Here is a 23,959-nt window from a genome sequence, read left to right on the forward strand (position 1 = left end):
CAACTAATTAGGAAAAGCAGGGTCTTATAAAAGAAGAGAAACCATATTATAGAAAAAACCTCAAAGCCGATGAAAAATTTATACTTGATTTTACTGTTTATTACTACCCTTTTTATTGGCTGTGGCAAAGAAAATGATGATTGCACACCTGAAACCATGATTGGCACCTTCACGCAAGGCCGGAAAATTGTAAAGGAATCTGTTGCTGGTAATGTATCGAATTATTATAAAGTTGAAAATGGCAACAATGTTGTGTTTGAATATAAACACGCTAAAGCACAATGTAATAATGCTTATGATGATGAATTGCTTAAAAACTTCACTTTTGAAGTAAACACAGAAGCAGCACAATTCCGCTTTGCAAATAATGATTTAAAACTATCGAACTGCTATTATCAGGAAATTGGCACTTGGGCAGGAGGGACTTATGAAATTGAGAGTGGCATAATTGAGGGCACTAAAATAGCAGAGAATAAATGGAAAGTTAAAGTTTCTGTTTTAACATCACCTAAGTTCCCGGCAAAAAATCCTATAAAAATTGATTTTGAGGAAGTATTTGAGAAATAAATTTACTACCACCAACCACACCTATACGGCAGCTACGCAGCCGCATAGCCTAGAACGTTGTGCGTCACCCAAGGGAAATTTGATTAATAGACGCTTTTATACAAAATAAAAAATGCATTCAAGACTAAAACTAAGATTTTCTATCCTATTGTTTCTTTTGGTTTCTACAACTTTACTGTCTGTAAAACTGTATGCACAAAACTCAATTAACAACAAAACACTGAACCAGTTATTTGATAGATATTACGAAGAACGGCTGCGATTATTTCCTTTGGAAGCCACTTTTGTGGGAGACAACCGGTACAATGATTTGCTGCCAAATAGTGCTGCTGCCTCTTTTCGCAAAGCAGTTCACGATTTCTATAGTAAATACCAGAATGAGCTAAAGCAATTTAACTATAAACAACTGAATGAGCAGGATAAAGTCTCTTACGATATTCTTATGGATATTACACAAAGAGAATTGGGCGTAGAAAAGTTTCATCCAGAGTACACCCCTGTAACACAAGTATTTTCATTGCCTTTAACAATAGGTCAACTCGGCTCAGGTACAGGTGCGCAACCCTTCAGAACAGTTAGTGATTATGATAGTTGGTTAAAAAGAATTAGTGCCTTTGCTGTATGGACAGATACCGCTATTGCTAATTTCAGGAAAGGAGTGAAAGCTGGTTATGTGTTACCAAAAGCCATTGTAGTAAAGCTCATTCCGCAAATGGAAAGCCTTGCACAAACAGATTCTGCTAAGAGTATCTTTTATGGACCAATCAGAAATTTTCCTGCAACTCTTTCACCTGTAGATAAGGCACGGCTTACGGCAGCATATTATACTGCTATCAATAAACAATTATTACCTGCTTATCAAAAATGGAAAGACTTTTTCAGCAACGAATATCTTTCGGCTGCAAGAACAACTTCGGGAATTAACGCTTTGCCCAATGGAGCGGAAATGTATCGTTTCTATATTTATTACCACACAACAACACACAAATCGGCGGAAGAAGTATATGAAACAGGCATAAATGAAGTAGCAAGGATAACAGCAGCTATGGAAAAAATCAAAGATTCTATCGGTTTTAAAGGCTCCTTGAAAGAACTGTTTGCATTTATGAAAACGGATAAGCAGTTTACGCCTTTTAAAACGAATGAAGAAGTGTTGAATGCTTACAGGTCAATACTAAATAAAATTCAACCCCATTTAAAAGACTTCTTCGGCGTATCACCCAAAACACCTTTTGAAATAAGAGAAGTAGAAGCTTACCGGGCAGCGTCAGCTCCTCCGCAATACAAACAAGGTTCTGCCGATGCCACCCGGCCCGGTATTTTTTATGTTCCTATTATTGCCCCGACAAAGATAAACGTGACTGGTTGGGCAATGGAAGCTGTTTTCTTGCATGAAGCCATACCAGGTCATCATTTCCAGGTTTCACTGCAGCAGGAAAACGCAGCCTTACCAAAGTTCAGAAGGTTTTCCAGCAATGCAGCCTTTGCAGAAGGTTGGGCCTTGTATACAGAATCTTTAGGTAAACAGTTGGGGTGTTATACTGACCCGTATCAATTGCTTGGTGCTTTAGGAACAGAGATACATCGTGCCATCCGGCTGGTAGTAGATGCAGGCCTTCACTCAGGTAAGATGAACCGGGAAGAAGCTATTCAATACATGTTGAACCATGAATCACTACCGGAAAAAGACGCAATTCTTGAAATAGAACGCTATATGACAATGCCAGGCCAGGCCCTTTCATACAAAACTGGTGAATTGAAGATAATTGAGTTGCGCAATAAATATCAAAAATCATTGGGTGAAAAATTCAGCTTAAAAAATTTCCACGATGCTATACTTACAGGCGGCGCCATGCCTTTGGAAGTATTTGAACGATACATGGATAATTGGGCAGCCAAACAATAAGATTTTGAAGGCAAGGCGAACGCACAACAGTGTGTTTATAAAGTTGTGGCAGGACGTTTAGCATTCGACTTTAAATCGCTATTTTTCTTTTGAGGTTAATTGAAACTGATGTTTTTCAAATACCACAACTTCATAAACACTCTAACGTTGGCAGCTATACTATTTGACACCTCATGCAATTCAACTTTTTCGCTTTACACTCTGACAAAATTAAAATACTTGAACACATCTTTAATGAAACCGAATTTAAAGTTGTTGACCATTATTCTGCGGCCGGCCGGGACTTGAGAGAATATAAATCAGTTCAGGAAATCTCGGACAGCTTTGACTTGAATAGCGGAAAAACAAACAGCCTACAATTCGCTCTATGGAATAAGAATTACGGAGAAGCAGATATAGTTCGCAAAGTTGACCTCAATCCAAAATATTGCAATGGACACACCTTTCGTTTTACAGCAACAGGTTGGAGCTTACAACAATTATATTTTGGTGGTGTTTCAGGTGACACTTTACACTATTCGACCCTTCAAGGGTTTAATGAAAAAGGAGCAATAGAAAAAGACTTTGTTAACTCGCCCGCTAACAGAACTGCGCATAAACTTGACTGGGCACAAATAAGGAGCGACCAAAGAAAGTTGAAATACTTTATTGAAAAAAGACTAACAGCGCGAAAGCATAATACATACCTTATTTTAAATGAAGCTGAAAAAGAATTGCAGCTTGGACACATCAAGCTATAGACAGAGAAAAGTACAGCTGCCAACAGTGTGTTCATAAAATTGTGGCGGGACGTTAAGCATTCGACTTTAAATCGCTGTTTTGCTATTGTGGTTAATTAAACTGATGTTTTTCAAATGCCACAACTTCATAAACACTTAAATGTTAGCCATAATGAAAAACCATAACATGATAAAAAGCATTGAAAATATATTCATAATAATAGCTTCATTCATGTTAGGTTCAATTAATTCTGTTCATGAACAATCTGAAAATGCACAAGTTGTAGAATTGAATAAAAATGCAATTTATGGAAATGTAGGGATTGGTCCTTTATACCTTACAGGAACAGGTTACTACGAACGAATGATAACTCAGAATAGTAGAATCTCAACATTTGCTAAAGTTGGATTTGGAGGATACGCAATATGGGGAACCGGTGGGAAATACATTCTTGCTCAATATGGAATCTTAACAGGTGTAAAAAAGCATCATTTGGAGCTAGGGGCTGGGCCTGCCTACTTTATAAGTGGAGATTTTAAAGAAGGAGAGCCACCTTTTACTGCAACTATTGGTTGGCGTAATCAAAAACCGGGAGGAAATTTTATGTTTAGGATGGGAGCTTCTTGGCCTGAAGCACTTTATATTGGTTTAGGCGTTTCCTTTTAAGGTAAAACTACTTTCCTATATTTTTTGGCTGTGATTATATCAGGCAGAGCGTGATTAGAAATATCGCTAACAAAGGCTAAAGCACACGAAAGCGTGCCTTAGCCTAGTAACTTGTAAACAATTGCTCAAAGAAAACTTTATTCAAACTTATTAATTATTGTTAATTCTAATGATACTATATTGAAGAATAACATTCTTGAAAAAAGTATAAATGCTATAAAATATTTAGCAATATACTACCTGTCTATAAAGATGATCTGTTTTGCAATACCAAAATTTCTTTTTATGCAATTCAGGATTTTACATTATCAATCATTTATTCCGTTAGCCGAAACTTCAAAATACCAACACATGTGGTCTTTCTTTGGAAGATCCTACAATTACAACTTGTTTATTGGATTGATTGAATTTTTAATCGGAATTCTAATTGTATTCAGGAGGACTAGGTTAATTGCACTCTTACTGTCAATCGGAGTTTGTACAAATATCTTAATTCTAAACATTGAGTTTGATGTTTATTTCGCTATACAGCATATTACTTTGGATTTAATTATTACCACATTATTACTTATTGAGTACCATAAAGATTTGTACAAGTTTTTTATAGAACTTGGCGGAAAGTTCAAAAATCAGGTTAATTCTACAAGTAATATTTTCTTTAAAAAGTTGCCTTATTTATATATTATAATACTACCAGTGGGCTATCTTATTTTTGCTTATAACTTGAGAGCGGGCATAAATGAAGAACTGGTCGGAAGTTATAAGATTAAAGATTTTCAGGTTGATAACAATTATTTAGCCTTTGAGAAAGGAAAGTTGGGGTCTTCACCAATGATTTTTTTTGAATACAATAACATGGCGGTTTTATCGGTGAATGACAATATTTATTTTGGTCGTTATTCAACTAATAATGGTAAAATGGAGATCTATTTTTATTTGCCAGTAGAACAAAAAATAAAAACTATTAAAGGCGATTTTAAAAACAATAGCTTACTAAGAGGTAAAATAAATGATAGCATTGCGATATACATGAGAATTGAAAAGCTGCCGGCTGAGAAAGATTATCTAAACAATCTGTATACTAGATAATGTTTTCAAATATGATTTTTTAAGAAAGCGACTATTTACAATGCTATGTAATCGCCATTATATGTATAAGAAACTGTAACTACAACAGGGGCTGACATAATTCTATGTATTATTAGTCTTGTGTCTGAAGTGCAATGTTTTAAATTAACGAAAGGATAGAAGCTTTTTAAATGTAATATTAACTAATTAACCAGGCCAAATCAGAAAGCTAAAATATGTTTAAGAATAGTTGTATTATCCTTTCAATATTGGTTTTTATGGGCTGTTCTCAGCGGGTTCACAAAAACTTTTCAAGTAATAAGTATATAAGCAACTACAACATACACATTGTTAATGATTCGCTACAATTATATTTAAAATCTCCGGCCGACATTCATTATATTACTGACAGAAAAAAACTTTCTAAAATAGTTAAACAAAAAGAAAGTACTTATAAAAATGTGTTACTCTATGGGAAAGCCGGTATGGCCCCGTTTTATGAGTACTTTTTAATTTTAGATCATTCAACTCCTTTACACAAAGTTGCCCAGAAAAACATAATAGAACTAGATACCATTCTGGTAAATCATAAAATCAGCTTAATAGGCAAAAACCTAGATAGCGATACCATTGCTTATAAAACAGATATAAAGAATATTTTTAAAAGTATCCGGTTAGGTCTGGGTTATCGCAAAGATATTTCTACGGTAATGGATATTGTTTCGGATTATCATCGCTCAAACAGGTTTATCCAAGCCTATGAAGAAATTAAGAATTTCCCGGCTTACGATGAAGATGAAGCTTGGCTGAAACTGCAAATGCAATTAACTTTTGCGTCTTTCTTAGAAAACCAAAAGGACTATGACGAATTAATAAAGAATTTTGAACCCGGAAGAAGGCAAGATTCAATTAGCGAAATCATCAAACAAAATTTGATTGCTGAACCTCAGGTTTACGAGGAAATTACCGCTAAAGCTAAACTGACCAATCTGGTAATGGTAAATGAGAACCATTTTATGCCGTAGCATCGAAAATTTGTATACAATTTATTACCTGCTTTAAAGGCAATAGGGTATAAATATTTTGCTTTAGAAACCCTTAATAATAAGCAAGACAGCCTTTTGAACCTTAATCGGGGATTTCCGACCCTTGAAACCGGATTTTACACACGGGAGCAGCATTATGGTAATTTATTGAGATATGCCAAAGCCTTAGGCTTTGAATTTGTAGCTTATGAGAGCGATGATTCCGTAGAACGAGAGCTTGGCCAGGCCCAAAACCTATATCAAAAAACTTTTGGCCTCGATAAAGATGCTAAAGTTTTACTTTTGGGCGGTATAGATCACATTCTGGAACAGCCAACCGATAGAGGGAAAAAGTGGTTAGGTACTCTTATGCACGAAAAATATAATATTAATCCCTTAACCATAAGCCAAACACATTTAAATAGTTATAGAAGTTTCTCTAAGGATAGCGTAGCTTTAGTAGCAGGTAAATATTTTAACAAAAAGCTTCAAAGCGTAGATTACCACCTATTAAACAATATTCCCAGGGGTTATTTAGATAAGCAAAACGCCAATTTTACCTATAAAAACCAATATCCATTTCCGGTGCAATTTACCTTGTTCTTAAGTACAGAAGTGGCACATGAAAACGATTATAACAACAAGATTCCTTCTTATGCTATTTACCTGGAACCCAATGAAAAGGCTGCTTTAAGGTTACCTCCTAAATCTTTTTATTTGTACCTTTTTGATGCCAAGGGTAAGGAGATTGATAATAAAACAATAAATATTGCAGAGGAAATAAATAAGTAAATCTGGAATCTGGCCTGGCATTTAAATACAAAGTTCTTGTATCTAGCAAACTCAACACGCCTACAAAAGCATAAACCGACAACTTTAAAAATAACAATGGGCAATTACTGTTTTTTGCTCAATATCAATTACAATTATTGCTTCTTGCAATAGTGCCACAACCTTGTTTTAGCTTTTTGCGGTGTCCGTTTTTTTCGTTTCCAGTATAATATTTACCAGATAAACTCAATTTGGCTTTTCCCTGATATTATCTACTGTTTACCCTGCCTGCGTTTATAAACAAGTGTGATTAGTGAAGAATTTATTTTTTGCTTTATACAATTTTATTGCTTTAACTCTTTTGGCTGGAATTTCTGTTGTTATCTCCTGGTATCCTCCCTTCTTTATATTGATTAAGTTAGCGCATTATTCCAATCCGTTTAAATTAGCAGGTAATAAGCGCCACAAGCTCCCAACGCCTACTAGTTTTTTTGGAGAGACTATATATAAATATTATCTTTGCATCTAAGAATATTAGATAATAAGATAATAATGGAAAATGAGTTAATTAAACAAATAAGAAAGCTAAGCCAGCAATACGCATACACCTCTATTCAGATGCACGAAGCCATTGCCCGTAAGGCGGGGCTTTCCGGAACGGACCAAAAGTATTTAGGATTCTTTATAGAAAAAGGACAAATGACCGCCGGCGAACTTGCCCATTTAACCGGTCTGACCACCGGTGCCGTTACCGGTTTAATAGACCGCTTTGAAAAGAAAAAGCTGGTGAAAAGGCAATTTGCTGAAAACGACAGACGCAAAGTAATTATTGAACCAGATACCAAGGCAATAATGGCACTGCTGGAACCGCTTTATAAAGAATTTAGAGCCCAATCAGAAAAACTTATTGCTTCTTTTTCAGAACAGGAAATCAGGGTTATCCAAACCTACTTTTTAAAAGCCAACCAACTAATGAACGAAACAATTGATAATCTGAATCAGAAATAGCGGTAAAAATGAGAAACATGTGTTCATACATACTTAGCTTGCAGGAAGTAGATAAAACAAACCTGGCCTTGGTAGGAGGTAAAGGCGCAAATCTGGGAGAACTTACCCAAATTGAAGGGCTTTACGTACCAGATGGCTTTTGTATTTCTACTGTTGCTTTTAAAAGAATTATTGACGAAACGCCCGTGATTAAGCAATTACTGCATCAGCTATCGTATCTTAAAGCCGAAGACCGGGATAAAATCATTAAACTTAGCAGTAAAATTCGTAGAGAGATTGCAGGCGTAACCATTCCGGAGGATATTCAGGAAGAAATTACCCGCCACCTCTCCATTCTTGGTGCAAAAAACGCTTATGCGGTACGGTCTAGTGCAACTGCCGAAGATTTGCCCATGGCCTCTTTTGCCGGCCAGCAAGATACGTATCTGAATTGCATAGGTAAGGCAGCAATTCTGCAGCATATCAGCAAATGCTGGGCATCATTATACACCGAGCGGGCAATCATTTACCGCCTGCAAAATGGTTTTGACCACCGGAAGGTACATCTGGCAGTAGTAGTGCAAAAAATGGTCTTTCCGCAGGCAGCCGGCATTTTGTTTACCGCAGATCCCATCACGGCTAACCGGAAAGCGTTGTCTATTGATGCCAGCTTTGGGTTAGGAGAGGCCTTGGTTTCTGGTTTGGTGAATGCTGATAGCTATAAAGTGCTTGACGGTAAGATTATCAATAAGAAGATATCTGCCAAGAAGCTGGCTATTTATGCTTTAAAGGACGGTGGCACCAAAAAGCAGGTACTAGCGCCTGACCAGCAGAACCGGCAAACCCTGATTGATGAGCAAATTTTACAGCTTGCGCGGATAGGCCGAAGGATTGAAAATCATTTTGGGTGCCCCCAGGACATAGAATGGTGTCTGACCGATGATACATTTTATATAGTGCAGAGCCGGCCAATCACAACATTATTCCCTATTTCTGAAGTGGCTGATAAAGAAAATCACGTGTATGTATCGGTTGGGCACCAACAGATGATGACGGACCCCTTAAAACCCTTGGGTTTGTCTTTTTACCTGTTACTCACACCGGCTCCCATGCGTACCGCTGCCGGAAGGCTTTTTGTTGATGTCACCAGCGGCCTGGCGTCACCTGCTAGCCGGGAGAATTTATTAAATGTTCTGGGAGAATCGGATCCGCTCATAAAAGATGCGTTAACAACCCTGATAGAGCGCGGCGACTTTATAAAGATATTACCTACCGCTGGCAAAGTACAGAGCCCTATCAAAAGCATTAAAGGAATGTCAGCTACTGAAATTGAAGCCCTGGTAAGTAATGATCCGGCTTTTGTTGAGAATGAATTAATTAAAAGTAGCCAAACAGCAATAGTCGCGCTAAAGCAAAATATCCAAACAAAATCCGGAGCGGCCCTGTTTGATTTTATTGCAGAAGATATCCAGCAACTAAAAAAGAGTTTGTTTCTCCCGAGAGGCCTGGATGGGATTAAGGCCGCTATGGCTGCATCCTTCTGGCTAAATGATAACATACAGGCGTGGTTAGGCGAGAAAAACGTAGCAGACACGCTTACGCAATCAGTACCCAATAATATCACTTCAGAAATGGGCCTGGATTTATTGCATGTTGCAGATAAAATTCGTCCTTACCCAGAAGTTGTGGCGTACTTGCAGCATACCAAAGAACCCAACTTTTTAGCGGAACTGGTTCAGTTTCCGGGGGGAGCAGAAACCAGAGCTGCCATCTATACTTTTCTCCAAAAATACGGCATGCGTTGTGTGGGGGAAATAGATATAACCAGAACCCGTTGGAGCGAAAATCCAATTGCACTCGTCCCGTTGCTTTTGAATAACCTTAAAAACTTTGGGCCTGGTGCCGGTTATCAAAAATTTGAGCAAGGGCTACAAGAAGCGCAGCAAAAGGAGCAGGAGTTATTAGAACGCTTACAAACATTACCGGATGGTGAGCAAAAAGCCCAGGAGACAAAACGAATGATTGACCTGGTCCGGAATTTTATTGGTTACCGGGAATACCCCAAATACGATATAGTTAGCCGTTACTCTGTTTATAAAAAGGCTTTACTGAAAGAAGCCGAACAACTTGTTCAGGCAGGCATTATACCTGAACCAGAAGCTATTTATTACCTCACTTTTGAAGAATTTCGCGAAGTAGTGCGCACCCATAAACTCGATTACCAGATCATCGGCAAACGAAAAAGCGAGTACAAAATTTATGAGAAACTTACCCCGCCCCGCGTGCTCACGTCTGACGGCGAAATTATTTCTGGTAAATACCGCCGGGAAAATCTCCCGGCCAAAGCCATGGTAGGGCTACCTGTTTCTTCCGGAGTTATTCAGGGCCGGGCACGGGTTATTTTACGTATGGAAGAGGCTGACCTGGCAGAGGGCGATATATTGGTCACCACTTTTACAGACCCTAGCTGGACACCCCTGTTCGTATCTATAAAAGGCCTGGTAACCGAAGTGGGTGGCCTGATGACCCATGGCGCAGTAATTGCCCGGGAGTATGGCTTACCGGCAGTAGTAGGCGTAGAAAATGCTACCAAACAGATAAAAGACGGGCAGCAGATTCGCGTGCATGGCACAGAAGGATATGTAGAAATTTTAGAGTTGGGTGAGGCATCCTGAATTGGGATGCCAATAATTTAAATGACTACTAATATTTACTGTTAACGAGTTAGCATACATGGCTTAATTTAACCTTGGTGAGCAAACATTTATTTCAGGCGTAACTCAATAAAATTGTCTGCTGGTAATAACACTACATTCGGCTGCTTCAGTATCAGAAAATATTTAAACATGAATTTTGAATTTGCAGAGAAAATAAATCCTTTCTGAGCGACAAAGGAATTTTTAAAGCCATAACTGTAGCAGAAACTTAACCGGTTTGCTGCACTAACCGGAACAATTTTCTACTGCCTGTGTAAGGTAGTTAAGCCGTTTTCCTGAACAGACAGGAACTATCATTAAAGCTGCCGAACAACTTATGCCCGCGCATACCAGGGCACATTTGTTTTAATATTGGCTATAGCTTTATTGTGCTTACTCTTAGTATAAAAGTGAAAAACGGTTGGTGATTCCGGCTGGGTTTATTTCAAAAGAATGTGACTGGCCGGGTGAGTGCTACAACAACGCAGCGATGGCTTTCTTTCTGTAGGCAGCAATTAAGCAGAGAACTTATATTAATGCTCTTTTCGGGAAAACTTTAGCTTAATTTTTTTTTATTAGAATATTTTCTAATTTACGGGTACGTAAACGGCTATCAACCTTAAAATATTAGCTTATCCTTAATATCTCTTAATATTCAGCAATGCCCCATTTGCCTGCCCTTTCTGATCAAGAATTACTGGCACTCCTGAGAACGGGCAATGGCGATGCTTTTACGGAACTGTATAACCGTTACTGGAAAAAACTATTGGTGGTGGCCGTTAACAAAGTGGGGGAGATAGCAGAAGCCGAAGAAATTGTACACGATATTTTTGTTACCCTCTGGAACCGGCGCGAAAAGCTCGAAATTACCTCCGGCTTAAGTGTTTACCTGGCCGTGTCGGTTAAGTACCGGGTATTAAAAGTGCTGGCCAAACGCAAACAACAACGCAACCACGAAGCCGCAGCGGTAATAAGCCTTTTAGATAACTCTACCCAGGAATGGTTGCAGTTTACCGAGTTGCAGACGCGCTTAAGCCATTTAGTAGCGGCTCTCCCGGAAAAATGTCGCTTAGTTTACCAATTAAGTCGCGAAGCCGGGTACTCCCAGAAAGAAATTGCCCAGGAACTCCAAATTTCTGAGAAAACCGTAGAAGCCCATCTAACCAAAGCGCTAAAATCTTTACGGGCCGGGCTTAATTATATTTTATTATAAGAGTCTGCACCATTATTCTGTAGTACTCATCCATCCGGCAACTTTTATAATTGCTTTTTTGGGTGGCGGTAATAGCCTGTAAAGCCTTGCCGGCTAAAAAGTAATATTCTGATCAGATACCTACAGAATAGCCGGCGCTGCTGCCCCCGTCCGGCACCTATCTGAAAACAATAAACCCTTATTATGAAATATTATCTATTCCAATCAATCGGGTTGGGTATAATTGCTTACGCTGGAGGTTAGGGTATAAAAAATATATAACTCATTATCAAGTGTTTAAAATAAATATTGTACCGGTGCTAAGGGTAAAGCCAGGCTGATGGCACTCCTATATAAAGACAAATATGAATGGGTGATCCGGACGATAAACTTTATGAAGCGTTAGCCGAAAAGTGGTTGCTGGGCACCATTACTCCGGAAGAAGAAGCATTATTTAATAACTGGTATAATCAGGATCAGGATAATAAAATTTTAATTCCTGCGGCCTTTGGTAAAAATGAGGCAGAACAAAAGCAACGCCTTTTCCAAAATATCCAGAGCACCATTAACCAACCTAAAACCGGAAAAAAGTTTAATTTATCTGTTTGGGCCATAGCGGCTACTTTTACTTTGTTGGCCATTTCGGCGGGCGCGTTTATTTATTTGCAAAAGTTTTATAAAGAGCCGGTAGCCTTAACTGCAGCGGCCGGTACAAATAGTTATGCCCTTACCCACAAAGCGGTTTTAACCCTGGCCGATGGGTCGAAAGTCTTTTTGGCCGATGTAGAGCCTGGTGCCTCGTTAAAACAAGGTGCCGTAGAAATTAACAAAGCCGGTGCTGCCGTTTTAAAATACAATGCCGGCCCACTAGCAGACAGTGCAGGCTTGCCTCAACTTAATACCCTGGCAGTACCACCCGGAGCGCAGTACCAACTGGTTTTGGCCGATGGTAGCCAGGTTTGGTTAAATGCCGGTTCTTCTTTGCAGTTTCCGGTAAGTTTTACCGGCACTACCCGGCAGGTTAAGCTACAAGGAGAAGGTTATTTTGAAGTGGCCAAAAGTACGGTACCTTTTGAAGTAGAGGTAAACGGCTTAAAGGTACAGGTTTTGGGTACGCAATTTAATCTTATGGCCTACGCCAACGAATCCGCCATTAAAACTACTTTGTTAGAAGGTGCGGTGCGCGTTGTGGCCGGTAAGGCGGTGCAATTGCTACAGCCGGGGCAACAGGCCACTTTATCTGAAAATAATGAACTCAAACTGGTGCGGGAGGTGGATGTAACGGAGGCCGTAGCCTGGAAGAATGGCTTGTTTCAGTTTAATAATACGTCCTTACCTGCAATTTTAAGGCAAATAGAGCGGCGTTACGATGTACAAATAGAATTTGCCGGACCTTTGCCAACTAAAAAATTTACCGGTAAGATTCCGCAAAATACCGCTTTACCCGAGGTGCTGGATATATTAAAGTACCTGGGATTTAATTATCAGGAAAAGGGTAAGCAAGTAGTAATAACCCAAGACAATTTATAACAAGCTTTAAAGAAAAAGCAGCTTTTTCTGATAGAAGTAAATTGGCTGGGGTTCCGGTTAAGCAATAATTAACAGATTTTAAATAGTAAGACCGAGGAGGTAGGTTAAAACTACGCTCCAGTAAAGGGTATTGCCGCTGTTTTTAAAGCAAGTTAAATAATATGTTCCACCTCAAACACAAAAGTATGATTCTAACCGCTACGCTTACTTATTTTATGGGTGCCTGCTGCTTTAAGCCGCCACAGGTTTTAAAGTTTTTAAAAGTATTGGTGGTGCTGTTATTTGTGGGGTTAATGCAGGTAAGTGCCAATGGCTATAGCCAGAAAATTAACCTGAATCAAAAGAATGTAACCTTAGAAGTGGTACTAAAAGCCATTGAAGCGCAGAGCGGCTATTTCTTTGTTTACGATGATGCTGAGTTACAACAAGCCGAGAAAATAAATATTCAGGTAAAGAATGTTTCGCTGGAAGATGCCCTTAAACAATGTTTCCAGAACCAACCTTTTACTTATAAAATTATAAGCCGGAATGTGGTAATTACCCAAAAGCGGCCCAAAACTTCTACAACCCTAACTGCTCCGCCCACTACCATTATCGGGGTAGTAAAAGATACGCACAACGATCCCTTGCCGGGTGTAAGCATCCAGGTTAAGGGCTCAAGTAGCGGTACCGTTACTGACCAGGAAGGCCGATACTCGATTGAAGTGCCGAATGAGGAAACCGTTTTGGTTTTTTCATATATTGGTTTTGATGTACAGGAAAGAAAAGTGGGCAACAGTACCACAGTTAATATTATTCTGAAAGAATCTACGAAACAATTAGATGAAGTAGTAGTGGTAGGGTACGGCGAAGCCCTGCGCCGCGACCTGACCGGTTCCGTGGGATCGGTTAAAATGGAAGACGTGCAAAAAGCGCCGGTCCGGTCTTTCGAAGAAGCTTTAGCTGGTCGGGTAGCCGGGGTGCAGGTTACTTCGCAAGACGGGCAGCCAGGGTCTAATATTAGCATTGTCATACGGGGTGCCAATTCCATTACCCAGTCTAACACCCCCTTATATGTTATAGATGGTTTCCCGATAGAAGATCCGGAAAATAATGCTTTGGATCCTTCCGATATCGAATCAATTGAAGTTTTAAAAGATGCCTCGGCCACCGCTATTTACGGGGCCCGCGGAGCCAATGGGGTAATTATTGTAACCACCAAGCGAGGCCAGGAAGGAACACCCACTATTACTTATAACGGCTCTTACGGCACGCAGAATGTAACCCAGCGCATGGAGGTAATGAACCCTTATGAATTTGTTAAATACCAGTTTGATAGGCTGCCCGGCACTACGCGGGAAGTTTATTTAACTGGCGACCGGGATTTGGAGTCTTACCGCAATGTAGCCGGAATAGACTGGCAAGATAAAATATTTCAGACGGCAGCTATCCAAAACCACTCTATCTCGCTGCAGGGTGGTACCAAGCAAACGCGTTATACCATTTCGGGTAATATATTTAAGCAAGATGGGGTAGTGGTTTCGTCTAACTACGACCGGGTACAAGGACGGATGCGCCTGGACCAGATGATTAACGACCGCTTTACGGTTAGTGCCAATATAAATTACAGCCATCTTTTGCAGTCCGGCGGCACCCCTATTCCGGCCGATGGTACTTCTGTTCACTCATTGGCTTTAATGTACAGTGTTTGGGGGTATCGACCCACGTCCGGGCGGTTATCCGATACCGATGAACTGGATGATTCTGCTTTGGAAGAAAGTAGTATGGATGATGAAATTGACTGGATTAACGATCAGCGGTGGCACCCGGTAGATAATTATGTAAACTCCATACGCGAACGTACGACCAATGTATTTACCACCAATGGTTACGGCGAATACCGGTGGAATAATTTCCGGTTAAAAATTTCCGGAGGCGTTACCCGCCAGGTGGTCAAAAACGAATCGTTTAATAATTCCAAAACCCGGGCTGGTAACTACATTACGTCGGCTGGCCGGGGACCTAACGGTTCGGCCAGTTATGCTGAACTAACTTCTTACCTGAACGAAAATATTCTGACGTATAGCAAAACGTTTAACAGAAGGCATAAAGTAAATATAGTAGGCGGTTTTACTTTACAGGAAAGAAATACCAACGGCATTGGGGCCAGCGCCTATACCATTCCCAACGAAGCACTGGGCATAAATGGCCTGGATGAGGGTATTGCCAATACCGTGTATGCCAATGAATCGGCCAGCCGGCTTACCTCTTTTTTAGGCCGCGCCAATTACGATTACAAAGGCAAATATTTAGCTACCTTTTCGTTCCGGGCCGATGGCTCGTCTAAATTTCCGTCACAGAACAGATGGGGGTATTTCCCTTCGGGTGCTTTGTCCTGGCGTTTTAGTAAAGAAAAATTTGTTAAGGGTTTAAAGTTTATTGAAGACGGTAAATTTCGGTTTAGTGCCGGTATTACCGGCAACAACCGGGTGTCTGATTATGCTTATATGTCTACCCTGGCTATTAACAATGCGGCCATATATCCTTTTGGTAATACCAATAATAAAGGGCTGGTGCCCTCGGTACTGGGCAACGATAATTTGTTGTGGGAAAATACCTTCCAGACCGATATGGGCCTGGATTTGAGCTTGTTTAAAGACAAAGTAAACCTGGTAGTAGATGTATACCGCAAAAATACTTACGATTTATTGTTAAATGCCGATTTACCGCCTTCGCTTGGTTTTGGCCAGGTGTATAAAAATATTGGCGAAGTACAGAACCAGGGTTTAGAAATTAGTTTAGGTACAACTAATTTTAGATCTAAAAATTTTAGCTGGAGTTCTGATTTTAATATTGCCTTTAACCGGGGTAAAGTATTAGGGCTTACGCAAGGGCAGGAGGTATTAACCTCGGCTGCGGGCTGGAATAACTTTTACCCCATGCCGCTCTGGCGGGCAAAAGTGGGCGAACCCATTGCCATGTTTTACGGCCTGATTTGGGAAGGAAACTACCAGTACGAACACTTCGACCAACTGCCCTCGGGCGCTTATGTATTAAAACCGGAAGTGCCCACCAACGGCGACGAACGAGCCCGCATTCAGCCTGGCGATATTAAGTACCGCGACATAAACGGCGACGGCGTGGCCAACCTGAATGATTATACCATTATTGGGAATCCAAACCCCGACTTTATTGGCGGTTTATCTAATAATTTTAGTTACAAAGGCCTCGACCTGAATGTGTTTTTTCAATATTCGGTGGGCAATGATATTTACAATAATAACCGCACCATTTTTGAAGGGGCGGGCCGAACGCACCAGAATATGTTTGCCACTTACATAAACCGCTGGACACCCGAAAACCAAAACAATGAATATTTCCGGGCCGGCGGCGAAGGGCCTTATGCTTATTCTTCGCGGGTGGTAGAAGATGGCTCTTTTATTCGGTTAAAAACGGTTTCGCTGGGGTATAACCTGCCCAAAACCTTAACCAACCGGTTTAAAATTCAGCGGGTGCGGGTACACGTATCGGCTCAGAATTTATATACCTGGACCAAGTACCAGGGCTTCGATCCGGAGGTATCTATCTATACCGGTGCCCTGCGGCCAGGTATGGATTGGTCGGTGTACCCGCGGGCCAGAACCTTAACCTTTGGTTTAAATGTAACCTTGTAATCTGCAACATTTAGATAAATGAGAAAAATATTATACAGCATACTTTTGCTTTTAATCAGTACTTCCTGCAAAGATTATTTAGAAGTGCTGCCAACCGATTTTGCCTCGCCCGAAAACTCTTACAAGAACGAAGAAGAGCTGAATATGGCTTTAACCGGCGTGTACAGTTCGTTAAAACAAGTGGGCGTGTATAGCCGCAACCTGCCTATAGAACTAGATTTTGGCAACGACGAGGGCTGGTACAAAGGTTCGACGAATACCTCGCTGGATAATCCGGTAATTTATAACCACGGACCTACCACGCCCATTGTAAATACGTCCTGGACTGAGTTATACCGCGGCATTAACCGGGCTAACCTGCTCCTGGCCAATGTGGATAAACCCGTAATGGACGAAGCCAAACGCGGGGTAATAAAAGGCGAAACTTTGTTTTTACGGGCTTTTATGTATTTCCAGTTAGTGCATTTATGGGGCGATGTGCCTTTGCTACTAAAACCTACCACCTCTGGCGAGATTGTTGATATACCGCGTACCCCCGCCAAATTAGTGTATGCGCAAATATTGCAGGACATGACCGAAGCCGAAGGTTTGGTAAATACCATTACAGCAAATAAAGGCATGAGCGGACGGGTATCTAAAACGGCGGTACAAGGCATTCTGGCCCGGGTATGTTTAAAAATGGCCGGCGAGCCTTTGAAAGATGTTGCGAAATATGTTGATGCCAAGGCCTGGGCCGAAAAGGTAATTAGTTCCGGCGAACATAGCCTGGCCCCCGATTATGCCCAGATTTTCCGGAACATGTCCCAGGATTTGTACGATCCCAAAGAATCTATCTGGGAAGTGGAATTTAAAGGCAATGGAACGGTTGTACCTAACGAAATAGGTAGCTGGTTTGCCGGCCAATTATCCATCGATAACTCATCGGCCGAACTATACGGGTATGCCAATATAGGTGCCACCGCTATATTACTGGATAAATACGAAATAGAAGACGGTCGGCGTAACCGCAATATTGTGCCCTGGCGTTATACATCAGTTAGCACTACTAATCCTTCTACCGATTTTCCCAATATTACTTACCACGACAACAATACGGTGCGGCATAACCGCGATACCGGCAAATGGCGGGTTTACGAAAGTATTTCCATTATTGCCCATAACCGCAACCTGGCGCCCACTAATTTCCCGCTGCTGCGCTACGCCGATGTACTGCTGATGTATGCCGAAGCCGATAATGAAATAAATGGTAGCCCTTCTGCTACCGCCATTGAATACGTAAACCAGGTACGGCGGCGCGGATACGGTAAGTTATTAAATAATGGCAACGTATCGGAAGGCATTAAAGCCATTACCCTGGTAAACGGTGGCGCAGGTTATACTACGGCACCTACCGTAACCATTAGCGGCGGGGGCGGGGCAGATGCCAAAGCTACAGCCACCATTGCTACCTCTGGTACCCGGGCCATAACCGCGATTAACTTAGTAGACCCGGGCTTTAAATTTTCGGGTAACCCTACCATAACCATTACGGGCGGCGGCGGTAGCGGCGCTTCGGCCACGGCCACCATTTTTCCGGAAAGCAACCCAGATTTAACCACAGAACAATACGCTGGTAAAGAAGCTTTCCGGCAAACCATTCAGGACGAGCGGAGCCGGGAACTTTGTTTTGAAGGCTTACGCAAATTTGATCTTATCCGCTGGGGGATTTTCCTGGATGTAATGAAAGACGTAGCCAATGATTTTGAAATTAATGCGCCTAATGCCCAAAAGTTTGGCGCCATTGGGTATAACCGGGTAAGGGCCAAACACCTGCTGGTGCCCATCCCCACCAACGAGCTATTGGTAAACCGAAGTATGACCCAAAATCCGGGATGGTAATTTTATTCTATACACTATTGACTAGCATAAAAAACGATATGAAAAAAATAATCTATCTGTTTGCAATCTTATGGGCCATTACCAGTTGCGAAGAACATGAGGTGGCGCCAACCTTTGCGGTTATACCATCGGCGGTTACCGTGCAGGCCGGCGATACAGTTACCTTTGATATTAAAAGCGACGCCGGCTTTGTTTCTTTTTATTCCGGCGAGTTTGGGAACGAATACGCTTTTGCTAACGGCCGAATTGTAGCGGCGCAAGGCTTAGATATGTTTTTCCAGAGCCGGGTAGCAAATGGCTCTCAGGCCAACCAATTATCAGTGTGGGCTTCTACCGATTTTAATAATACCTATGATGTGCCTTCGGTAAAAGCAGCTACCTGGGTTAATATAACCGACCGGTTTTTGTTAGGCGTTACGAATAATGTTTACCGCGATTCCGGCACCAAAGATATTAGTGACCTGGTACAAGCCGGCAAACCTTTGTATCTGGCCTATAAGTATGTGGGGAAGCCGCAAACGGCCAATGGGGGCGCCAGAACCTGGACCATTACCAATTTTTCGCTAAAATCCATGACCGAAGGCGGGCCCCAAACCATTGCCGACCAGGCATCGGCCAGTTGGAAAATAGTAGAGGATGGCGAAATAGTTGACCCCGGCCGATCTTCTGTTAATTCGTCCGGCACCATTACGTTGCGGGGCAACAATGTTAATACCAACGTACAAACCGAGGTTTGGGCTATCAGCAGAGGTATTGCTGCGGGCGATATTAACATGGGTCCCGATAAAAGTATACCGGTTAAAAACATGGCAGCCAATAATTTAACCCAGTATACCTACATCTACACCAAGCCCGGCGAATACAAAGCAACTTTTGTAGCGCTCAACGAAACGGTTTACGGTAAAAAGGAGCTGATAAAAGAAGTAACCATAACGGTTAACCCTTAGAAATGAATAAAATAATTAGCTACAGCTAGTATTTAGGGGTAAGTTTTTAAATATTACAATGGTAAACCGGGTAAAACAATTTAATAGGGTAATGCGAAATAGTTTTTTACTAATATTCATAAATCTGCTGTTTTTTAGCTGGGCAAATAGTGCCGTTGGGGAAGTTATAAATGCTAATTATGCCGCGGGTAATGTTTATAGCCAAACCGATGCCGGTGTAAAAATTTACCGGAATTTACGGTATGCGGCAAAGCCCGCAGCCTTTGCCGCCGACACCTCATCGGACCGTTTGTTGGATTTATACCTGCCCGAAAAGGCGAGTGGCAAACTACCGGTTATTCTGTTTGTGCATGGCGGGGGCTTTAGCGGCGGCGACAAAAATGGTACGGCCGTCGTTTGCCGGCCGCTTGCGGCTTTGGGTTACGCGGTGGTTTCCATTAATTACCGCTTAGAACTTAAGCGCCAAAAAGTAAGCGGGGCCAGCGCTGGGGCCAATATGGCCGCCGGCGTTCCGGCAACCGGTAAGTTCCATCCGGCGCTGCAAAATGCTGTGCAAATTGCTTCCGACGATGCCCAACTAGCTTTGCAATGGATTAAAGATAATGCTAACCAGTATAATTTAAATACGGCTGCCGTGGCAATTTCGGGCGGGTCGGCGGGCGGCATGACCGCTTTGTATACCGCGTATGTTGCTGACCAGAAAATATTAACCATTAAAGCGGTGGTAAACCTTTGGGGTGGCCTGCCAGATGCCGGCGTAATCAAGAAAAATGCGCCGCCGGTACTTACCTTTCATGGCGATGGCGATAAGACCATTCACGTAGATTTTGCGCACGCTATTAAACAGCAGATGGATAAAGTGGGCAATACCCAATCGGTACTGCACATAATGGAAGGAAAAGGGCACGCCCAATATAATTTTATAGCCAAAGAAAAAACCGACGAAATTGATGCTTTTTTACAGAAAGTACTGTAACCCGGCGTAACCGTATAATTATTTAAAGTAGCAGCTTCGTTGGCTCCCTTTTAGTTATCGGTAGTTTTAGTCTGACCTTTAACAGTATGGCTCAATTCCGGAAAAACAGCGGTAATATTGCGGCGGCTTTAGGTACCATTAACGGCGTTGCGGTAAGTGCCCCGGAACTGCAGCGCGAAATGCGCAAATACCGTTACCTGGTGTTTAAAACCTTGGCCGGCAAAGATTAAACCAGCCCAACCGATTTCTGGAACTCACCGGCAAAGGGCGGCGCTAAACCAATGGCTGTGCTCCGGAACCTGGCGTTAGATTCCCTTACCAAAATTAAGGTGCAGGGAAAACTCCTGCATGTTCGCAAGTTATGGCCCTATCTAAATTACCCGGCTTTTCTGCAGAACTTAGGGCATACTAACACCAAATGCCGGCAAGCAGTAACCAATAAAGGAGCCATTTATGGCCCCACGGAATATTCGGAATAAGGTGTTTTTGACTATTGCTTCAGAAATGCCCTGATTCAGTTAAAACAGCAATTGGTAACCGAAAAGGTAATCCAATTTACAGAGGCTAACCTACCGCAGCAATTTGCCAAAATGAAAAAAACGGTTTATAAAGAAGAAAAATATACTTTGCCAGAGTTTACGCGCCAGGTGCGCGATGCCTACACCGAAGAAGCTTATGCAGCCTTAATAAACCAATATGCCAAAGCGGATCAGGTTAAAATAGATAAAGCGGCTTTAAGTAAAAAATATTGCCCTTTTAATTACAAACGACATGGTTGTAAGGGGCAAGTACGGCTTAATCTGTATGATTTCGCATCATTAACGGACTACGGACAAAGCCGGTCGTCTGCCGTAATGGTTTACGATACCTGGCTCAGCAACAAAAAACAAGCTCCATACAAGCAATAATGGGCTACTACTTTCTTCGCTTCCGCTATCTCGCGCTATTGCTGTATTACCGGGAGTTAAGTTGCGGGGAAACATAATTCCCCAGGGTGCTCTCGTAATCATCAATGGCCATTACCGCCATTTGTTTTGCTTCATAAGGCTTTAGCAGGCTGTACCATTGTTTTTCCGGCAGCTTGTTATTCATCCATTTAGCTTCATCTTCCGGCGATAAAATAACCGGCATGCGGTCGTGGTAAGGCATTACAGCGGCGTTGGCCTGGGTGGTGATAATGGTAAAATACCGGCTTAATTCCCCGGTTTCTTGCTGCAGGCTTTCCCGCCAAAGTCCGGCCAACCCAAAAGGTTCTTTATCTTTTAAGGTAAAGCGGTATTTCTGTCTCTGGGGTTTGGCTTTCTTCAGGCGTTTTTTCGCTGTGCTGCTTCTAACCGGGTTGCCAAACATATCCAGTTCCAAATTAGCTGGTGGTGCTAAGATATTTTCTTCTGCTTCAGGCGCTATTTCTTTCCACTCAAAGAAACCGTCAATCGGAACAATGCACCGGTTGCGGGGTAGTAAATTACGGAAGCGGGGAATAAATAATAAATTTTCCTGCCGCACATTAAAGGGCAGGGTTGGCTTACCATCTGGTTCTTTTTCGGGAGATGCCCAGGTGGCCATAATTGCTTTATCCGTATGGGGTAGAATAATAGGCAACCGCTGGGAAGGCCGGGCATCAAAGTTCTTTTCAAAGGGCACACCTTCCAGTTTAGCCGTAAACCGGTGCAGCTTAGAAATTTTCTCTTTGTTTAGTGAGGCTCGTCCGCACATGTTATTTATAAATTTTAAAATATCATTATAAAAAACTAAAGACAATTTTTAACCTGAACGAACCAGCTTAAACACTAGCTTAAGTTGGCTGGTATCCTTCTACAAAAACCGGAATTCCGGTTTGGTTGTCTTCCACGGCTTGCAGGTAAGCCTCAGCCGTTCTGGCAGCGTTGGGCCAGGGGGTGGGGTCCATTCCTAATACTGCCGCCGTTTCTGCTACCCAAGGCGGATGTACAATTAAAATCCGGCGTCCTTCCGTAAAGTCAAGGGCTGCCGCTTTGGTAAATCCTTCTAAGCCGGCATTAACCATGGCAATCATAGAGGTTTGGGGCATTGGTGAATAAGCCAGTATACCACCTGTTATTACAGCCACCCCACCCGGACGTAAATACTTTAAACCAGTCCGTACGGCATTTATCTGGCCCATAAGCTTGCTGTTCAGAGAAAGCTGAACGTGTTCTTCTGTCAAATCTTCCAGGCCAACAAAAGCGGCATCACCCGCCGCAGATACAATTGCATCTACTGGCCCCAGGCTTTGGTAGAAGCGGTTTAGAGATGAAATATCTGTTATATCAACCGCAGAAGGCGAAGAACGAGAGGCTTCTATTACTTCATGGCCTTTTTCTTTCAAAAGATTGGCTACGGCTTTTCCAATGGTGCCGGTAGCCCCTATTACAACAACTTTCATTTTTATAATATATGGTTAATTTCTTTACGTTCTTGTGTTAGTTCAATCACTACTAATAGCTAAATAAGCTATGTTAGGTTTAGTTACCAAAATACGGGGAATTTAACTGCTGTATTTATAAGCTATACAAAAATATAGTATAGCTTTATATAGATTTAATTTCCATAACTACGAGAAACAGGGGGCCTTGGTCTGGGAATATGGTTCCTTTATGAAGTGCTTCCGGCAATAAGGCCAATATCGCATTGCTCTTTAAAATGTGGGGCGTTTCTTCGCGGATAAATGGTAACAGGCACCTAATAGTCGGATTGATTTGCTAAGAAATTTTAAAAACAGGAAGGCATTGAACCCGTACCCTGGAATTTACAGATTTACCATCCTGCTTTAAATAAACATTATTTTTTAAAAGAAATTTAGGGGCAGGCGGCACAACGGTCAAAATGCTGGCCGCTTGGAACAGCTTGTGCTGGAGCACGCTGTTACCGCAGTAGCTAATTGGGGGAACCCAGAAGAAGTATTTGCAGCAATAACCAGAGCTGATGCCTTATTCTGGCTGGTACCACCAGGTAATGTGCCCAGTTTAAAATGTGGTACAACCAGGTAACTGCTGCTGATTTAACCGTCGTAAAACAATAACGCATTAAAAAGGCGATATTTCAAAAGCCATCTCTTTTAGCACAGGATATTGATAAGCAATTGGCAATTGCTGTTAAAGAGACAAATACAGTGGATGATTCCCAAGGTACTTTATTAATAGTTTAAGTAGGCCGGCCCGTATTCATGAAAATTTCTATCAGAATTACATACATTATCCTAAAGTGATGGAGCTTTTTAAGCAGGACAGCTTAATAAAACTGGTGAAGAGTTCATCTGAAAAGGTAAAAGAAGCTAAATATTTTATTCCAAGGAAATATCCTGTTTCAAAAAAACTTCAGCTAATAACCTTCAGGCAAATCTCTAAGGGTAGAACTAA

Annotated in this window: 19 protein-coding genes; 17 read left to right on the top strand and 2 right to left on the bottom strand. The window is 41.6% G+C overall.

The genetic code is table 11. From position 1 onward, the window contains the following. Positions 1–69 precede the first annotated feature (69 nt). The 17 genes from ACO1R6_RS05280 (at position 70) to ACO1R6_RS05360 (ending at position 21,490) form a co-directional block, all read left to right on the top strand. Positions 70–567 carry a hypothetical protein gene (locus tag ACO1R6_RS05280; RefSeq protein ID WP_486262809.1) on the top strand — a complete coding sequence of 166 codons (498 nt, stop codon included), beginning with the start codon at positions 70–72 and terminating at the stop codon, positions 565–567. 112 nt (positions 568–679) lie between these two features. After that, positions 680–2,473 carry a DUF885 domain-containing protein gene (locus tag ACO1R6_RS05285; RefSeq protein ID WP_486262810.1) on the top strand — a complete coding sequence of 598 codons (1,794 nt, stop codon included), beginning with the start codon at positions 680–682 and terminating at the stop codon, positions 2,471–2,473. Between the two features lie 173 nt (positions 2,474–2,646). After that, positions 2,647–3,213, top strand: a complete 567-nt coding sequence (locus ACO1R6_RS05290; protein WP_486262812.1) for a hypothetical protein — start codon at positions 2,647–2,649, stop codon at positions 3,211–3,213. A gap of 151 nt (positions 3,214–3,364) precedes the next feature. Continuing rightward, positions 3,365–3,859: a hypothetical protein gene (locus ACO1R6_RS05295; protein WP_486262814.1), complete on the top strand. Its 495-nt coding sequence runs from the start codon at positions 3,365–3,367 to the stop codon at positions 3,857–3,859. A gap of 540 nt (positions 3,860–4,399) precedes the next feature. Further along, entirely contained in the window at positions 4,400–4,948 is a 549-nt protein-coding gene (locus ACO1R6_RS05300) for a hypothetical protein (RefSeq protein ID WP_486262816.1), read from the top strand. A 215-nt stretch (positions 4,949–5,163) separates the two neighbouring features. Then, a complete protein-coding gene (locus ACO1R6_RS05305; protein ID WP_486262818.1) occupies positions 5,164–5,952 on the top strand; it encodes a hypothetical protein in 789 nt (262 codons plus the stop codon). A 96-nt stretch (positions 5,953–6,048) separates the two neighbouring features. Continuing rightward, positions 6,049–6,744 (top strand): hypothetical protein, encoded by a 696-nt coding sequence (locus ACO1R6_RS05310; protein ID WP_486262820.1) that lies wholly within the window; start codon positions 6,049–6,051, stop codon positions 6,742–6,744. A 531-nt stretch (positions 6,745–7,275) separates the two neighbouring features. After that, positions 7,276–7,731, top strand: coding sequence for a MarR family winged helix-turn-helix transcriptional regulator (locus ACO1R6_RS05315; RefSeq protein ID WP_486262822.1), 456 nt, complete (start codon positions 7,276–7,278; stop codon positions 7,729–7,731). Between the two features lie 17 nt (positions 7,732–7,748). Next, positions 7,749–10,385, top strand: a complete 2,637-nt coding sequence (gene ppsA, locus ACO1R6_RS05320; RefSeq protein ID WP_486262824.1) for a phosphoenolpyruvate synthase — start codon at positions 7,749–7,751, stop codon at positions 10,383–10,385. 682 nt (positions 10,386–11,067) lie between these two features. Then, positions 11,068–11,619, top strand: coding sequence for an RNA polymerase sigma-70 factor (locus ACO1R6_RS05325; protein ID WP_486262826.1), 552 nt, complete (start codon positions 11,068–11,070; stop codon positions 11,617–11,619). Between the two features lie 348 nt (positions 11,620–11,967). Next, positions 11,968–13,128 carry a FecR family protein gene (locus tag ACO1R6_RS05330; protein ID WP_486262828.1) on the top strand — a complete coding sequence of 387 codons (1,161 nt, stop codon included), beginning with the start codon at positions 11,968–11,970 and terminating at the stop codon, positions 13,126–13,128. Between the two features lie 161 nt (positions 13,129–13,289). Continuing rightward, complete coding sequence (locus ACO1R6_RS05335; protein WP_486262830.1) at positions 13,290–16,781, top strand: TonB-dependent receptor; 3,492 nt, start codon at positions 13,290–13,292, stop codon at positions 16,779–16,781. Positions 16,782–16,799: 18 nt separating this feature from the next. Further along, positions 16,800–18,659: a RagB/SusD family nutrient uptake outer membrane protein gene (locus ACO1R6_RS05340; RefSeq protein ID WP_486262832.1), complete on the top strand. Its 1,860-nt coding sequence runs from the start codon at positions 16,800–16,802 to the stop codon at positions 18,657–18,659. Between the two features lie 38 nt (positions 18,660–18,697). After that, positions 18,698–19,606, top strand: a complete 909-nt coding sequence (locus ACO1R6_RS05345; protein WP_486262834.1) for a DUF5017 domain-containing protein — start codon at positions 18,698–18,700, stop codon at positions 19,604–19,606. 91 nt (positions 19,607–19,697) lie between these two features. After that, complete coding sequence (locus ACO1R6_RS05350) at positions 19,698–20,582, top strand: alpha/beta hydrolase (RefSeq protein WP_486262836.1); 885 nt, start codon at positions 19,698–19,700, stop codon at positions 20,580–20,582. An 86-nt stretch (positions 20,583–20,668) separates the two neighbouring features. Further along, positions 20,669–20,812, top strand: a complete 144-nt coding sequence (locus tag ACO1R6_RS05355; protein ID WP_486262837.1) for a hypothetical protein — start codon at positions 20,669–20,671, stop codon at positions 20,810–20,812. Between the two features lie 360 nt (positions 20,813–21,172). Beyond that, the gene (locus ACO1R6_RS05360) at positions 21,173–21,490 is read left to right on the top strand and encodes a hypothetical protein (protein WP_486262839.1); all 318 of its coding nucleotides are present in this window, start codon (positions 21,173–21,175) and stop codon (positions 21,488–21,490) included. Between the two features lie 46 nt (positions 21,491–21,536). Here the strand turns inward: ACO1R6_RS05360 and ACO1R6_RS05365 are convergent, their stop codons facing one another. Beyond that, entirely contained in the window at positions 21,537–22,298 is a 762-nt protein-coding gene (locus ACO1R6_RS05365) for an SOS response-associated peptidase (RefSeq protein WP_486262841.1), read from the bottom strand. A 79-nt stretch (positions 22,299–22,377) separates the two neighbouring features. Then, positions 22,378–22,986, bottom strand: a complete 609-nt coding sequence (locus ACO1R6_RS05370; protein WP_486262842.1) for a short chain dehydrogenase — start codon at positions 22,984–22,986, stop codon at positions 22,378–22,380. Positions 22,987–23,959 lie beyond the last annotated feature (973 nt).

The sequence above is a fragment of the Adhaeribacter sp. genome (genome assembly GCF_057359045.1).

Bases quoted from the DNA above. Each gene is read 5' to 3' on its own strand.
- ACO1R6_RS05280 (WP_486262809.1), top strand. From the start codon at position 70: ATGAAAAATTTATACTTGATTTTACTGTTTATTACTACCCTTTTTATT.
- ACO1R6_RS05285 (WP_486262810.1), top strand. From the start codon at position 680: ATGCATTCAAGACTAAAACTAAGATTTTCTATCCTATTGTTTCTTTTG.
- ACO1R6_RS05290 (WP_486262812.1), top strand. From the start codon at position 2,647: ATGCAATTCAACTTTTTCGCTTTACACTCTGACAAAATTAAAATACTT.
- ACO1R6_RS05295 (WP_486262814.1), top strand. From the start codon at position 3,365: ATGAAAAACCATAACATGATAAAAAGCATTGAAAATATATTCATAATA.
- ACO1R6_RS05305 (WP_486262818.1), top strand. From the start codon at position 5,164: ATGTTTAAGAATAGTTGTATTATCCTTTCAATATTGGTTTTTATGGGC.
- ACO1R6_RS05315 (WP_486262822.1), top strand. From the start codon at position 7,276: ATGGAAAATGAGTTAATTAAACAAATAAGAAAGCTAAGCCAGCAATAC.
- ppsA (WP_486262824.1), top strand. From the start codon at position 7,749: ATGTGTTCATACATACTTAGCTTGCAGGAAGTAGATAAAACAAACCTG.
- ACO1R6_RS05325 (WP_486262826.1), top strand. From the start codon at position 11,068: ATGCCCCATTTGCCTGCCCTTTCTGATCAAGAATTACTGGCACTCCTG.
- ACO1R6_RS05330 (WP_486262828.1), top strand. From the start codon at position 11,968: ATGGGTGATCCGGACGATAAACTTTATGAAGCGTTAGCCGAAAAGTGG.
- ACO1R6_RS05335 (WP_486262830.1), top strand. From the start codon at position 13,290: ATGTTCCACCTCAAACACAAAAGTATGATTCTAACCGCTACGCTTACT.
- ACO1R6_RS05340 (WP_486262832.1), top strand. From the start codon at position 16,800: ATGAGAAAAATATTATACAGCATACTTTTGCTTTTAATCAGTACTTCC.
- ACO1R6_RS05345 (WP_486262834.1), top strand. From the start codon at position 18,698: ATGAAAAAAATAATCTATCTGTTTGCAATCTTATGGGCCATTACCAGT.
- ACO1R6_RS05350 (WP_486262836.1), top strand. From the start codon at position 19,698: ATGCGAAATAGTTTTTTACTAATATTCATAAATCTGCTGTTTTTTAGC.
- ACO1R6_RS05355 (WP_486262837.1), top strand. From the start codon at position 20,669: ATGGCTCAATTCCGGAAAAACAGCGGTAATATTGCGGCGGCTTTAGGT.
- ACO1R6_RS05360 (WP_486262839.1), top strand. From the start codon at position 21,173: ATGAAAAAAACGGTTTATAAAGAAGAAAAATATACTTTGCCAGAGTTT.
- ACO1R6_RS05365 (WP_486262841.1), bottom strand. From the start codon at position 22,298: ATGTGCGGACGAGCCTCACTAAACAAAGAGAAAATTTCTAAGCTGCAC.
- ACO1R6_RS05370 (WP_486262842.1), bottom strand. From the start codon at position 22,986: ATGAAAGTTGTTGTAATAGGGGCTACCGGCACCATTGGAAAAGCCGTA.